15 protein-coding genes are annotated in these 14570 nt (G+C 47.2%); all 15 read right to left on the reverse strand.

What is annotated here, in order from left to right:
• Positions 1-410 precede the first annotated feature (410 nt).
• Entirely contained in the window at positions 411-623 is a 213-nt protein-coding gene (locus tag C400_RS0111990) for a DNA-directed RNA polymerase subunit beta (protein ID WP_007432733.1), read from the reverse strand.
• A 10-nt stretch (positions 624-633) separates the two neighbouring features.
• Positions 634-1461: a flagellar hook-basal body protein gene (locus C400_RS0111995; RefSeq protein WP_016822895.1), complete on the reverse strand. Its 828-nt coding sequence runs from the start codon at positions 1459-1461 to the stop codon at positions 634-636.
• 13 nt (positions 1462-1474) lie between these two features.
• Positions 1475-2359, reverse strand: a complete 885-nt coding sequence (locus tag C400_RS0112000; protein ID WP_016822894.1) for a flagellar hook-basal body protein — start codon at positions 2357-2359, stop codon at positions 1475-1477.
• 123 nt (positions 2360-2482) lie between these two features.
• Positions 2483-3481 (reverse strand): rod shape-determining protein, encoded by a 999-nt coding sequence (locus C400_RS0112005; RefSeq protein WP_016324820.1) that lies wholly within the window; start codon positions 3479-3481, stop codon positions 2483-2485.
• 171 nt (positions 3482-3652) lie between these two features.
• A complete protein-coding gene (gene spoIIID / locus C400_RS0112010) occupies positions 3653-3940 on the reverse strand; it encodes a sporulation transcriptional regulator SpoIIID (protein ID WP_013373425.1) in 288 nt (95 codons plus the stop codon).
• A 200-nt stretch (positions 3941-4140) separates the two neighbouring features.
• The gene (locus tag C400_RS0112015) at positions 4141-4881 is read right to left on the reverse strand and encodes a M23 family metallopeptidase (RefSeq protein ID WP_017427132.1); all 741 of its coding nucleotides are present in this window, start codon (positions 4879-4881) and stop codon (positions 4141-4143) included.
• 70 nt (positions 4882-4951) lie between these two features.
• Positions 4952-6391 carry a stage II sporulation protein D gene (spoIID, locus tag C400_RS0112020; protein ID WP_017427133.1) on the reverse strand — a complete coding sequence of 480 codons (1440 nt, stop codon included), beginning with the start codon at positions 6389-6391 and terminating at the stop codon, positions 4952-4954.
• Positions 6392-6606: 215 nt separating this feature from the next.
• The gene (gene murA / locus C400_RS0112025) at positions 6607-7962 is read right to left on the reverse strand and encodes a UDP-N-acetylglucosamine 1-carboxyvinyltransferase (protein ID WP_017427134.1); all 1356 of its coding nucleotides are present in this window, start codon (positions 7960-7962) and stop codon (positions 6607-6609) included.
• A gap of 326 nt (positions 7963-8288) precedes the next feature.
• Positions 8289-8540, reverse strand: a complete 252-nt coding sequence (locus tag C400_RS0112030) for a DUF1146 family protein (protein WP_016822891.1) — start codon at positions 8538-8540, stop codon at positions 8289-8291.
• Positions 8541-8885: 345 nt separating this feature from the next.
• On the reverse strand, positions 8886-9299 hold the full coding sequence (locus C400_RS0112040; protein ID WP_016822889.1) for a F0F1 ATP synthase subunit epsilon: 414 nt from the start codon (positions 9297-9299) through the stop codon (positions 8886-8888).
• A gap of 70 nt (positions 9300-9369) precedes the next feature.
• Positions 9370-10770 carry a F0F1 ATP synthase subunit beta gene (gene atpD, locus C400_RS0112045; RefSeq protein ID WP_016822888.1) on the reverse strand — a complete coding sequence of 467 codons (1401 nt, stop codon included), beginning with the start codon at positions 10768-10770 and terminating at the stop codon, positions 9370-9372.
• A gap of 121 nt (positions 10771-10891) precedes the next feature.
• Positions 10892-11758, reverse strand: a complete 867-nt coding sequence (gene atpG, locus C400_RS0112050) for an ATP synthase F1 subunit gamma (protein WP_026065435.1) — start codon at positions 11756-11758, stop codon at positions 10892-10894.
• 175 nt (positions 11759-11933) lie between these two features.
• Entirely contained in the window at positions 11934-13448 is a 1515-nt protein-coding gene (gene atpA, locus C400_RS0112055) for a F0F1 ATP synthase subunit alpha (RefSeq protein WP_016822886.1), read from the reverse strand.
• Positions 13449-13467: 19 nt separating this feature from the next.
• Complete coding sequence (locus C400_RS0112060; protein WP_016822885.1) at positions 13468-14013, reverse strand: F0F1 ATP synthase subunit delta; 546 nt, start codon at positions 14011-14013, stop codon at positions 13468-13470.
• Positions 14010-14498 carry a F0F1 ATP synthase subunit B gene (atpF, locus tag C400_RS0112065; protein ID WP_013373436.1) on the reverse strand — a complete coding sequence of 163 codons (489 nt, stop codon included), beginning with the start codon at positions 14496-14498 and terminating at the stop codon, positions 14010-14012. Before atpF ends, C400_RS0112060 begins: the two co-directional genes overlap by 4 nt.
• Between the last annotated feature and the right edge of the window lie 72 nt (positions 14499-14570).

Genomic DNA, 14570 nt, shown 5'->3' on the forward strand with positions numbered 1-14570 from the left:
CAAGTTGTTTTTGGCTCATAAAGAAAGCTCGCTTCAATAATACTCGCTTGTCGTGAAGGGCAGAGAAACAATCGGAGGGCTCTGCGAATGGCCTACATTGGCCGCAATCCATGCGTGCTACGCTGGCGGCTCTTGCCGTCGGCGACATAACAAAACCCTGCGCCACTGGCACAGGGTTTTGTTTTCTATACTCCCCACACAATCGCGGGTGGTTTATTTTAATAAGAGTGGCCCATGGCGGGTAGCCAGCGGAGCGGGCAGAATTGTTTTGGAGAAGCACAGCGTTTGCCTTTATCCCCGGATTCAAACCTTGAATGCCTTAAAATCAAAATGAATCTGGGGATAACAGCAATCGGAAAAACAATCTGCACGCAGAGCGACCTTTTTCCGCCCCCACTCATTAAAGTAAACTAAGGCGCAAATATAAGATCAATGACATGCTGCCAGGTTTTCCATTCAAATACGCCTGCCAGCCCTTGCTTACCTACAATTACATATCCTGCAATTAAGCCGCCTAACAGCGAGAACAGGAGCAGCAACGGAACTACGAAATAACGAGCAGTACGCCAGCGGGATTTAGTCTTTTCAGGCACCGGACGGGAATCAGATTGTTCTTCCTTCATCACCAAATCCTTAAGCCCTCAAATTATTGGCCAGGTTCATCATCGTATCGCTAGAGGTTAATGCCCGTGCCGCCATTTGATACATCCGCTGGACTTGCATCATATCCGTCATTTCGCCCGCTAAATCCACATTAGACTCCTCAAGATAACCGGAACGCACAGATACGTCCGTTGGAACAGCACCTGCCACCCCTGCTGCACCGAATACGTCGGCTTCTGTCACGCCATTTGCTAACACAAACAGGTTATCATCCCGCTGTTGCAATCCTTCTGGACGCTGTACATCCATTAGCTTAATTCGCTGACCAACTGTCGGAGCGCCAGTTCCATTAGCACGAATCAGCAATTCGCCATCAGAGTTAATAGCTACTTTGGAACCCGCTGGTGCAGTCACAGGAACATCGTTATTATCCAGCACAGAATAACCTTCGGCAGTGGTCAACATCATCGTCTCATTATCATTCGGATCAGGGATAAAATGAAAGCTGCCATCACGCGTCCAAGCTTTTTGCCCATTTCCTTGGATTTCAAACAAAGCATTCCCCTGGATCGCCAGATCGGTAGGAAGTCCCGTCTCCTTGAGCGGACCTTGCTCCATATTTTTCATAATTGCGGTCGTTTTGACTCCGTAGCCCAAATTATAGCCGAGCGGCATCGCCCGCCCATTTTGGAGATACGTCGAAGGTTGTTGCTGCACATTGGCCAATACATCTTCAAAGGAACCCTGTTTACTCTTATAACCAACCGTATTGACATTGGCGATATTATCGGCAATTAAATCCAAACGCTGCTGCACACTGGCCATAGACACCATTGCGCCAATCATGGAGTTGTTCATCACTTACCCCCTGTTATACACGGCCTACTTCGTTAACGGCCTTGTCCAAGCTTTTATCATAAAATTGAATAACCTTCTGATTCGCTTCATACGCTCTTAACGCAGCCATCATATCCACCATCGACTGAGCAGCATCTACATTAGATACTTCCAGATAGCCCTGGCGAACAGATACAGTATCGTTAGCGGTCATCATTCTAGCCGTAGCACCATCCGTATCATTCAGACGGAAATTACCGTTGCCCTCACGAACGAGCTGGTATGGCCGATCAATAACACTAATTCCAAGCGTCGTTCCGAGCAACTGGTTAGATTGGCTGTCCACCAATTGACCCCGTTCATTTACTTTAAGCGCTGAGACAGGCCCCGTCAATTGAATTGGGTTTCCATTCGTATCCAACACTGCTGAACCAGTCGACGAAAGCAATGCTCCCGTTCCATTTACTTGAAAATGTCCATCACGTGTATAGCGGACATTACCATTATTGTCCCGTACCGTAAAAAACGCTTCTGGACGATAGGTGACTTCACCGTTAGCATTGATGAATTTTCCCGCCTGATCAAAAGCCATAGGTCGACCAGTAGCCGGGTCATTCACATTAATATTGGACTGTATCGCAAAATCCGTAGTTTGTCCACTATCCTTCAACGCTCCCTGAATGTAAGGAGAGAGGCTTTCCTCAGCAAAAACGCCAGTATTAAGCTTGCCGACCGTGCGATCCGGGTTATCAGGGTTTCCCCCCGTCATGGAAATAAGCATTTCGGGGAATGAGCGTTGAACGCTATTCTCCTGTTTATATCCCGTGGTATTCATATTAGCAATATTTTGCGTCACAGTGTCATGACGTCGTTGTTGTGTCATCATTCCGGCGGCCGCAGTATATAAACCTCTCAACATGTATCGTGCACCCCAATCCTATACTCTGCTCATCAATTATATGCTCGCATGGAGGCACTAAAGCCAAAATGTTAGGCAACCTGCCTGACCGCACACGAGTCTCTTATAGTCACTATCGGCAGATTAGAACTTTTTCTTAACCACATGATCCAAATTATCCAGCATAATTCCTGTACCTTTAACGACACAATGCATCGGATCTTCGGCAACCAGCACTGGAACACGCAATTCTTCAGCAAGTAGCTCGTCCAAACCGCTAAGCAACGCACCACCGCCAGTCAAAATGACACCACGGTCAATAATATCGGCTGATAGCTCCGGTGGGGTCTGCTCCAGTACAAACTTAGCTGCAGCTACAATCGCTGACACGGGATCTCTCAGCGCGTCCTGCACTTCTTCCGCGGAAATACTTAACGTTTTGGGCAATCCGGATACCATATCCCGTCCACGGATGTCCATCTCAGCACGTCGTCCGCTCGGATGCACGGTTCCGATAGCAATCTTGATATCCTCAGCCGTACGTTCCCCGATGAGAAGCTTGTACTTCGTTTTCACATATTTCATGATGGCTGTATCAAATTTGTCCCCTGCCATTTTAATAGAAGAAGCTGTTACAACATCTCCCATAGAGAGGACTGCAACGTCTGTTGTTCCGCCACCAATATCTACGACCATGTTGCCGCTAGGCTCAAAGATATCCATTCCTGCCCCGATGGCAGCCGCTTTTGGCTCTTCCTCCAAAAATACTTCTTTCGCCCCGCTACGCTCCGCCGCTTCACGAATCGCTTTTTGCTCCACTGAGGTAATGTTCGTCGGCGCACAAATCAAAATACGAGGGTGGCTGTACCAGCTTTTTCCCCCTACCCGATTAATAAAATATTTTAACATCGCTTCTGTTACTTCAAAATCGGCGATGACACCATCACGCAATGGACGGATGGCTATGATATTACCAGGAGTACGTCCTACCATACGGCGCGCTTCTTCTCCGACAGCCAGAACTCTTTTTGTATCGCTTTCTATCGCAACAACGGAAGGTTCGTCAAGAACAACCCCCTTACCTTTGACGTGGATAAGCACGTTGGCCGTACCGAGGTCGATACCGATATCATTACTGAACATATTAAAAAGGCCCCCAAAGTGATATTTTAAAAAGCTAAGATTCGACAAGAAGCGGCAAATATATGTATAAACCTACGGTTACATGTCATTTTTCGTCTTGTACCATCTTTTAACATATCATACTTCAGGGGGTTGATTCAATGGCTTTGCCAGCCAATTCACTATATATTTTTAGGACTTGCCAGAAACAAGAATTCCCCTTCTTTTCCCACTCGTTTTTTTGTATTTAATTTTCGTCGCTTCACCCCCCCGCAGATGACGGATGGATTTATGGTATTCGAGAATGTGCTTCACCTGATCGGCAAGATCCGGGTTAATTTCAGGCAGCCGTTCGGTCAGATCTTTATGCACCGTGCTCTTGGAGACACCAAATTCCTTGGCAATCGTACGGACCGTATTCCTTGTTTCCACGATACAGCGACCGATTTTGATGGTCCGTTCCTTGATGTAATCGTGCACGCTCCCGCCTCCCTACTGTGGATAGTTTGGTACATTATATGAGGAGCGTGCCTATATATTCGCGGTTTGGTGGTAAGACATGCTACGGAAGGCCTATTTATTTGGCAAAAGCAGCTTATGTTTACCTTATGCGCTAAAACTACACAAGAAAAAAGCAGGGAATATGAATTCCCCGCTTTGCATGCAAAGCTATGACCCATTTATTTTTTAGGAAGCAGACCTGTTGGATTCACCGGCTTGTCATCCTGGTACACTTCAAAATGCAGATGTGTTTTCAAATCCTTTTCGAGCTCATTGCGACCTGCTGAAGCAATCACATCATTTTGTTTCACTTGATCGCCTTCTTTTACTTTCAGATCGCTCAAGCTTTGGTACACTGTTTTGAGATTATTATCATGCGTGATTTCTACGACGTTACCTACCAGCGGATGTTGTTCCACACGGGATACTTTCCCACTCAGTGCAGCTCTCACTTCAAACGCTTGATCGTCGGACCGAGAAAGGTCAATCCCGGTGTTAGCGGTAAATGTTTTATCGTACTCTACCATAGCTGCCGCTTGCTCATCAGCCGTCGCGTTTTCGTCAAAGAAAGGCTTAACGACCTGCACTGCGCTAGCATCTGCCACCGGCCATGCGATATTTTCCGACTGAGCAACAACCTCCACACTTTCTGGTTGTTGTTCGTTGACATCGGTACTCACTGCGCTTGTGCTTTGTACCGATGGACTAGCTGGGTCAGGTTTGAAAGACTTCTGGCTAGCATCCTGATAGACCCACACTAAGGTTAGTATAATGGCTGCTGCGGCAATGTAGGCTGCCGGGTATGCCCACCTTTTGGACAACAGCTTTTTCCACGAAGACGGCCGTGAAGCTCTTCCACCCTGAAAGGTTTTGGGTGTATCTTCATGATTTTGGTTCTGGTTTTTATTTTGTTCACTCATTTGCTCATCACCTCAGTAACCAGTGTTACCGGGCGCAACTCTTTTATACTTCAAAGTTACGAAAAATTTACTAACTTAGAATACGAGAGGCATTCGCAAAAGAAATGCCAGTATAATAGTGAAGAAGAATCTGAGTGGCCGTATGTCCTTCCTTGGCCATTCCGTTGGCTCCCCACTGACTCATACCGACGCCATGGCCATAACCGTAGGTCGTTATAGCAATCCGATCCCCTTCGGTCTTCCACGTAAATTCAGCCGATCGTAGCCCTAGTTTGTTACGAATCTCCGGTCCCGTAAAGACCGAACCTCCCACCTCAATCTTTTTGATGCGATGCCCTTCTGTTTTGGAGAGTATACGAATCTCTGGCATACTCCCCCCTCCAGTAGAAGCAGTGACCGCAGCACGACTCAATCCTAATCTATCGAACACGCTCTGACGACTCAGTGTAACGGTTTCTGTAAAACGAGGAGCCAACTGCTTGTCCCATGGACTGGACACACTTCGTAAATAGGGCACGGCCTTCGCCCATACATCCTCTGAATTTTCGGTATAGCCGTTGCTGGTAGAAAAAAAAGAAGCTGTAATGGGTTTGCCATCATATACCATGATTGTATCCTTGGTGTCTTGTACAGCCTGACGAATTTTAGTCAGATCTGCGGATTTGCCAGAATGCTCCCATTCTCTAGTAAGTTTAGCTTTGGAGATGTAAGCCTGGTGTTTAACGGTATCTGTCACATCTGCGCCCGCCGGGGCACCACTGGTATCATCAGCCAACAAACGCCGGGTAATGAAGGTACGCGCGGCAATGGCCTGTGCTTTCAATGCCTCTTCCTCAAAGCTGGGCGGCATTTCAGCTGCTACTACGCCGACAATGTATTGCTCCAAAGGCAGTGTCTCCGTCCGGCCAGTAGACGTGACGTACACCCGCACGTCCGGCTCTGCCGCAGCTGGCACGCTGCGCGCTGGAGCAGCCGGTACGGCCGGCATCGGCGGGACACCCGGCAGGCGCGTAACGGGCGCCTCGCTCTTTGCCGCCGTATTAGGCTGCGCGGGTGCGGCTGTGCGGCTCCCAGACGGCAAAGGCTGCACTGCCTGGCGTGGCCATGCCATTAGTGCGGGCACCGCCATGGCAAGCACCAGCACCCCTGCCATGGCGGCAAAGGGCAGCCATGGGCGGCGGCTCCCCCAACGCGGGGCTCGCCCGGATGTAGGTCGCAGATGCGGCTGCGCTCCCTGTATCCTGCTTGCGTCGCCCGTGTTACTGGTCGCTGTTTCAGCATCAGGAAGCATCGCACCGACAGTGTGTATAGTGGAAGTCAACGCTGTGGTACGCCGATGGGTCTTGGCGATAGGCGGCAATGCGCCTGTTCTGTCTGGCTGCTGCTGCATAAGCTTATTTTTCTGCAACGAAGTTGCTATAGAGCCAGAGCTTTCCTTCGCAAGTGAGGTCTGGCGATGTTCCTTAGGATGATGAATTGGTATACGGATGCGAACCTGTGAATCTTTCATAGGCTGAAACCTCCATCAAAGGGTTAAGTGTCCGGCTAAAGTACACATATACTCCAGCAGATATTCTCAATCATATGAGGTCGTCCACTTTGATAGAACCGTTTTGAGAGAACTGAAAGAATGAAAAAGACAGGCAGCAAAAACACAAAAAAACCAAGTCCTTTCGGACTTGGTTCTAATGGTTCAAGTTAATACCTATGCCAATACGTTAAAGGTTAGGCGAGGGAAGGTTGAATCTTCTTGAACAGATTCCCTGACGTTTCTTCTGCCACAACGCGCTCTGTGCTGGCCGAATGATCCAGTTTGGATTCATCTACAGTCACTCTGTAAATATCCGCTCCCAATCCAGTCAGTTTTTCAGCCAAATGAACGTAACCACGATCGATGTGATGAACGCCAGATACCTCCGTTGTACCTTCCGCAATAAGTCCGGTCAGAATTAACGCAGCTCCTGCACGCAAATCTGTCGAGGTTACTTTCGCACCCGTCAGCTTAGCATTGCCAGTTACAATCGCCGAACGACCTTCGACCTTAATTTCCGCATTCATGAGATGAAATTCATCCACATGCATGAAACGATTTTCAAACACAGTTTCCGTAATGATGCTCGTTCCTTCAGCGGCAAGTTGAAGTGCCATCATTTGAGACTGCATATCGGTCGGAAACCCAGGATAAGGCAGCGTTTTAACATCAACGGCCTTTAGCGGCTTATCCGCAATGACACGAATACCATTTTCATCGGGTTGAATCGTTACACCCATTTCTTCCATCTTGGATATAACCGGTCCCAAATGATCGGATATCGCGCCTTCTACATATACGTTCCCGCCTGTGATCGCAGCAGCAACCATATAAGTACCTGCTTCTACCCGGTCGGGAATGACCGTATGTTTTACACCATGCAGCTTCTCGACGCCTTCTATACGAATTACGCCTGTGCCTGCACCGCGTACTTTGGCTCCCATGCCATTCAGGAAGTTGGCGAGATCAACGATCTCAGGTTCCTTAGCAGCATTCTCAATGGTAGTTACGCCCTCAGCAAGAGTAGCGGCCATCATAATATTCTCGGTTGCTCCTACGCTGGCTACATCCAAATAAACTTTAGCTCCGCGCAGACGACCGTTACTTTTAGCTTCAATAAAGCCCTGGCCCAAGCTTATCTCGGCGCCCAACGCTTCGAACCCCTTCAAATGCTGATCAATAGGTCTTGTTCCAATTGCGCATCCGCCTGGAAGCGAGATTCTTGTACGTCCCAAACGTGTAAGCAATGGCCCCATAACCAAAAATGATGCGCGCATTTTCCTAACCCACTCGTAAGGGGCTTCACAGGAAATTATCTTCCGCGCGTCAACACGAATGACCTCGTCTTGGTATGTAACGCCTGCTCCTAAGGACTCCAGCACTTTGTTAATGGTCATCACATCGTCTAGAGGAGGTGCATCCATAATAACACTTTCTCCTTCTTCTCCTAACAGAGAAGCGGCGATGATCGGCAGAACTGAGTTTTTGGCTCCGCTGACTTTGACACTCCCGGTCAATCTGTTGCCACCGCGGACGATAAATTTGCTCATCTATGGTTCCCTCCGCGCGTCATTTCTCTTTTCCATTTTTGAAAAAAAGAACATATTCCGCTATTTTCATGCCTTGCTTTTTCATTACATAAAAAAACAAGATTTTACTAATACCCTAACTGCCATCATACCACTGATTAAAACAAGTATACAAGCGTTTTTTTTGTACTTGACGACCATTGCGTTCTAACTGATTGAGCCAGTTATACATGTATGGTTCTTTTGTTTACCATTGTTAACAATATGGCACGATGTTATTCGACAATTCCTGCAACATCCACAGTCATAAAATCATATAACCCGCCTACTTCATGTTAAAACAAATTCTAGAGCATCTGGCTCCAAGAGATGTAGTTCAACAAGAAACCAGAAACCAACTGTCCCAAAATTATAGCAAGAAACAAGTGCAGCAATCTGCCCTGCGGTCCTTTGGGTTGCCGGATTAACAAATCCAGCTTTAAGCTTTGCAAAGCCCACCAAGCTAACGCTATACAGACGAGCGATACGATCATGGAGATCAGCGCGGTCATACTCGCCGATTGACTTAACTGTTCAGCCAACTGCTGCTTCCCGTTCATCCGTAATTCCTCCCATCTGCGTCACAGACTTCTTTATAATACTCGGCGAGCGCCTAATATGCCAGTGCTATTTCTGTTTCCAGTACATTTATTTCGACAAAATGTGAATAATCACTTCTGTTTCGCGAATTTAAAAGGTACTAAATACCTAGCCATCAAACAAGAAATAGGACTATATTTTTGGAAAAGACAGCTAAAAAAGGGCTCGATCACAGTGATCGAAGGAAGCAAAGGCGTCACTTACCTTCTGCAGGCATTCTTGGGCAGAAGTTATGAAGTGGTCTCTTTGTCATTCCATCCGTATACTATGCCGAACCCTTTTAAAATTCCACTCAAAATCCAATATTAATTCTTATTGGTTCTGATACTTGTAGCATTCAATCGGTTAAGCGCCCGTTGCAGAGCGACTTCTGCCCGATGATGATCTATCTGTTCCTGCTTGCTCTGGAGCCGCAGTTCTGCCCGCTCCCTTGCCGCACGGGCACGCTCCACATCAATATCTTCGGAACGTTCCGCACTCTCAGCCAAAATGACCACTTTATCTTTGCGGACTTCAACAAAGCCCCCATTGACCGCGATCACTTCAGTTTGACCACCGATTTTAATACGTATCGGTGCAATCTTCAAGGGAGTGACCAAGGGAAGGTGTCCTGGTAAAATCCCAAGATCGCCTTCCGAGCCGCGAACACTGATGCTGTTTACCTGTTCCGTATAGACCAGGCGCTCCGGCGTCACAATCTCTAGTAAATACGTGCTCACTTGAATCCCTCCTGGAAGCTGTCCACAGCCAGCTCACTTCGTAAGGCTCGGCTATTCTCTGCCTGTATGTTTACAACGTTTTAGCTTTTTCAACTGCTTCTTCGATGGCTCCTACAAAAAGGAAGGCCGCTTCTGGAAGGTGGTCATACTTGCCCTCCAAAATTTCTTTGAAGCTTCGTACAGTTTCTTTAACCGGCACATATTTACCTGGGAAGCCGTTAAATGCTTCGGCAACATGGAAAGGTTGTGAAAGGAAACGCTGGATTTTACGGGCACGTGCTACCAGCATTTTATCTTCTTCACTCAACTCGTCCATACCCAGGATCGCAATAATATCCTGAAGCTCATTGTAGCGGGCCAAAATTTGTTTTACCCCTTGCGCTACATTATAATGCTCTTCACCCACAACGTCTGGAGCCAAAATACGGGAGCTTGATGCGAGTGGATCAACCGCTGGGTAAATACCCATTTCGGAAATTTTACGTTCCAGGTTTGTTGTAGCATCCAAATGGGCAAACGTCGTAGCAGGAGCCGGGTCAGTGTAGTCATCCGCAGGCACGTAGATTGCCTGAATGGAAGTAACTGAACCTTTTTTAGTAGAAGTAATCCGTTCTTGCAATTGACCCATCTCAGTTGCCAGCGTAGGCTGGTAACCTACTGCGGAAGGCATACGTCCCAACAGGGCAGAAACCTCAGAACCTGCTTGGGTAAAGCGGAAAATGTTATCAATAAAGAGCAACACGTCACGGCCTTCTTGATCACGGAAATACTCAGCCATCGTCAGACCTGTGAGGGCAACACGCAAACGCGCACCCGGAGGCTCGTTCATTTGTCCAAACACCATCGCTGTTTTGTTGATAACGCCGGAATCTCTCATTTCATGGTACAAGTCATTTCCTTCACGTGTACGTTCACCTACACCTGCGAATACAGAAATACCACCATGCTCCTGAGCGATATTGTTAATCAATTCTTGAATGGTTACGGTTTTACCTACACCAGCACCACCAAACAATCCGACTTTACCACCTTTGGCATAAGGAGCCAGCAAGTCGATAACCTTAATACCAGTTTCGAGCATCTCTGCTTGAGTTGTCAATTCTTCGAAAGAAGGCGCTTGACGGTGAATCGGATTTCTAGCCGTTTCACTCATATCAGCACCATTATCAATTGGCGTTCCAAGCACGTTAAATACACGTCCAAGAGTAGCTTCGCCGACAGGTACCGAGATAGGCGCTCCCAGATCTATTGCTTCAGCTCCACGAACCAAACCATCTGTGGAAGACATGGCAATACAACGCACACGGTTGTCACCTAGATGTTTTGAAGCTTCGAGCGTCAGATCAATTTTGACTCCGCTCTCCAGCACAGTCCCAATATGAATGGCATTCAGAATTTCCGGAAGCTGCCCACGTTCAAACTCAACGTCGACAACCGGACCCATGATGCTCACTACGCGTCCTTTGTTCATCTTTTGGTTTCCCTCCTACAAGCTTGCACAGCCGCAAATCCGAACCATTCTGATTTGTTTTGCGCCCGCAATTTATCATAATAGTGTAGAGCCTGTTATAAAACAGTCGCAAGAAGTCGCATTAAGACTGAGCGTTAGCCCCTGCGACAATTTCCGTAATTTCCTGGGTAATAGCCGCTTGACGAGCACGGTTATAGGTTAAGGAAAGCTCTCCAATCAACTTGGTAGCATTCTTCGTAGCTGATCCCATTGCCGTCATCTTCGCTCCCAGCTCACTTGCTTTACCATCCAGCAAAGCGCCGTAAATGAGCGTTTCCGCGTAACGCGGTAGCAATACTTCAAGCACACCTTCTGGTGAAGGTTCATACTCATAGTTAATTGAGGATGAAGTCGTAGCAGAATCCGGTGTTGCCATCGGTAACAAACGATCAACTGTTGGAATTTGAGTCAATGCGTTGACAAAGCGGTTATAGCATAGATAAAGCTCATCAAATTCTTTAAGTTCAAAGCCTTGTACTGCCTTGCTAGCAATCGTTTTGATATCTGCAAATGCAGGTGTATCTGACAGATCTGTTACCGATTCAGCGATAGGAAATTCACGACGTCTGAAATAATCCCGTCCTTTTCGCCCAATGATGAAAATCATAAATTCATCCTGTGAACGGTGACGTTCAGCAATCGTCTGCGTAACCTGTCGCAAAATATTGGCGTTATAACCACCAGCCAGACCACGATCAGATGTAATGATGAGATAAGCCGTCTTTTTAACTGGACGCGTCTCTAGCATTGGATGCTTGATGTTATTCGCTCCAGAAGCAATGCTACTCACAACTTCTCTAAGCTTTTCCGAGTAAGGACGAGCCGATTCCGCTTTTTCCTGAGCTTTTCTCAGCTTGGATGCAGCGACCATTTCCATTGCTTTCGTGATCTGCTTCGTACTCTGCACACTTTTAATCTGACGTTTAATCTCGCGCATACCTTTTGCCATGATTTCACCACCTTCAAGCTTTGACAAAGCCAAAGCTAACTTCGTAAGATTCAAATCCAGCCGGACATATGTTAAAGGGCCTGTTAGTGAGGGTAAAACATGCCAAGGAAGCCACAACCCAGAGGGTACGCTTCCTTAGGACATCTTTCATCATAAACAGGCAAATTCCAATGTATTAAACCGACGTGGCGAATGATTTTTTGAATTTCTCGATAGCTGCCTTCAAAGCTGCTTCATTATCAGCAACCAAGTCTTTCGTGTCGCGAATAGATTGAAGCACATCCTGATGATCGGACTCCATGAAAGACAGGAAGTCTTTTTCAAAACGTTTTACATCCGCTACAGGAATATCATCGAGGAAGCCTTTTACAGCAGTATACAAGCTCACTACTTGTTGCTCTACAGCAAGCGGTTGGTTAACTCCTTGTTTCAAAATTTCCATCATGCGTGCACCACGATCAAGACGAGCTTTGGTGGATTTATCCAAGTCGGACCCGAATTGGGAGAACGCTTGAAGCTCACGATATTGAGCGAGATCCAGACGCAGGGAACCTGCAACCTTTTTCATCGCTTTAATCTGAGCGGAGCCACCTACACGAGATACGGAAATACCTACGTTGATCGCCGGACGTTGCCCTGCATAGAACAAGTCAGCTTCCAGGAAGATCTGTCCATCCGTGATGGAAATAACGTTAGTTGGAATATACGCAGAAACGTCGGAAGCCTGTGTCTCGATGAACGGCAATGCGGTAAGTGATCCGCCACCGAGCTCATCATTCAGCTTCGCTGCACGTTCCAGCAAGCGAGAGTGCAGGTAGAAAACGTCACCCGGATATGCTTCACGACCCGGTGGACGACGCAGCAACAGGGAAAGTTCCCGGTAAGCAGACGCTTGTTTAGTCAAGTCATCATAAACAACGAGGACGTGCTCGCCTTTGTACATAAAGTACTCACCCATGGCACAGCCAGAGTAAGGAGCAATGTACAGCAATGGTGATGGTTCGGAAGCAGATGCCGTAACGACAATCGTGTATTCCAGCGCACCATGACGACGCAATGTTTCAACAACTTGAGCAACCGTGGATTGTTTTTGACCAATAGCAACATAAATACATTTCATGCCGTTGCCTTTTTGGTTCAAAATAGCATCGATTGCGATAGAAGTTTTACCTGTTTGACGGTCACCGATAATCAGCTCACGTTGACCACGACCAATCGGAACCATCGCATCAATAGCTTTAATCCCTGTCTGCATAGGCTCATGTACCGATTTACGGGCCATAACGCCTGGAGCCTGACTTTCAACCGGACGGAATTCTGTTGTAGCAATCGGTCCTTTACCGTCTACCGGTTGTCCCAGCGGGTTAACTACACGTCCGATCATTGCTTCGCCTACAGGGACTTGCATGATCTGACCTGTACGTTTTACTTGACCACCTTCGCGAATGTCGGAGAATTGACCCAAAATAACAACACCGACATTGCTCTCTTCCACATTGAGCGCCAAGCCCAATACGCCAGTGTCGAATTCGACCAATTCACCGGCCATAACTTTTTCCAGTCCGTAGACGCGGGCAATACCGTCGCCGACTTCAACAACAGTGCCGACTTCAACGACCTCGATATCATTTTTATATTGTTCAATCTGACTTTTAATCAATGAACTGATTTCCTCAGGTTTGATACTCAAGTGTGTTCACCCCTATCTTCTATACTCGTCTGTTAAAGGATTTCTCGAGACGATCCAGCTTGCCGGCCAGACTGCCGTCGTACAGTGTATCGCCGATAACCACTTTCAATCCGCCCAGCAGACTCGGGTCCACTATATTTTCCACACGGATTGTTTTATGTTCACGGGTTCCGAATTCCTCGGCTACCGCTGTTTTTTCCTGATCACTTAAAGCATAAGTCGAATACACCTTAGCATGGGCAATCCCCAGCTTGTATTCCTGTATATCGAGATATCCGGCCAGGAGAGATTCGAACAAATCTGCTCTACTGCGCTGAATCAGCAGCTTAATCGTGTTAATCAGCGACGCAGACAACTTGCCTTCAAAATTGCTAGCCAGAACCTGAAGCTTGACTGCTTCCGTAATGTTAGGAGAATTAATGAATTTACGGATTTCAGCATCCCCCGATACAGCTTCTACAAAAGCACGTAGCTCCTGTTCGGTTTCCATAATGGTTTGCTCCTGCTCTGCTACTTCATACAAAGCTTTCGCATACCGTTTGGCAACTACCGTATCTCGGCTCATGCTTTGCCTCCTACCTCTTTAAGGTATTGGTCGACAAGCTCTCCCTGGACTTGATCTTCCTTAATTTCCTTTTGAATCAGTTTGGAAGCAATTTGTACCGAAGCTTTACCCACTTCGCTGCGCAATTCGGCAACTGCCTTATTACGCTCGCTTGTGATTTCACGAACAGCTTCGTCTTTCAGGCGGACAGCTTCGTCTTTGGCCTGAATAATAATTTGTTCCGCTTGCTTGTTACCTGTTTGTTTTGACTGCTCTATAATATCGTAGGCTTCCTTACGCGCCTGCTGGAGAGCCTGCTTTTGCTCCTCAACATAAGCAACAGCCTGTTCACGTGTTTGTGCCGCCTCATTCATTTGCTGTAACACGAGTTGACGCCGCTTTTCCATAACGGAAAAGAGAGGGCCAAATGCATAGCGCGTCAGTAACCAGTACAAGATCAAAAATGCAATGATAGTGAAAACGATACTTGTCCAATTTAAACTCAATTGAAGTCACTCCTTTCCGGTGAACGTCGGTTCTGGGTCTTTCATGTTCAAACGAACAAAGAAGGCGCGGAT

The sequence above is a fragment of the Paenibacillus sp. ICGEB2008 genome, from assembly GCF_000307675.1.
GTDB lineage: Bacteria > Bacillota > Bacilli > Paenibacillales > Paenibacillaceae > Paenibacillus > Paenibacillus polymyxa.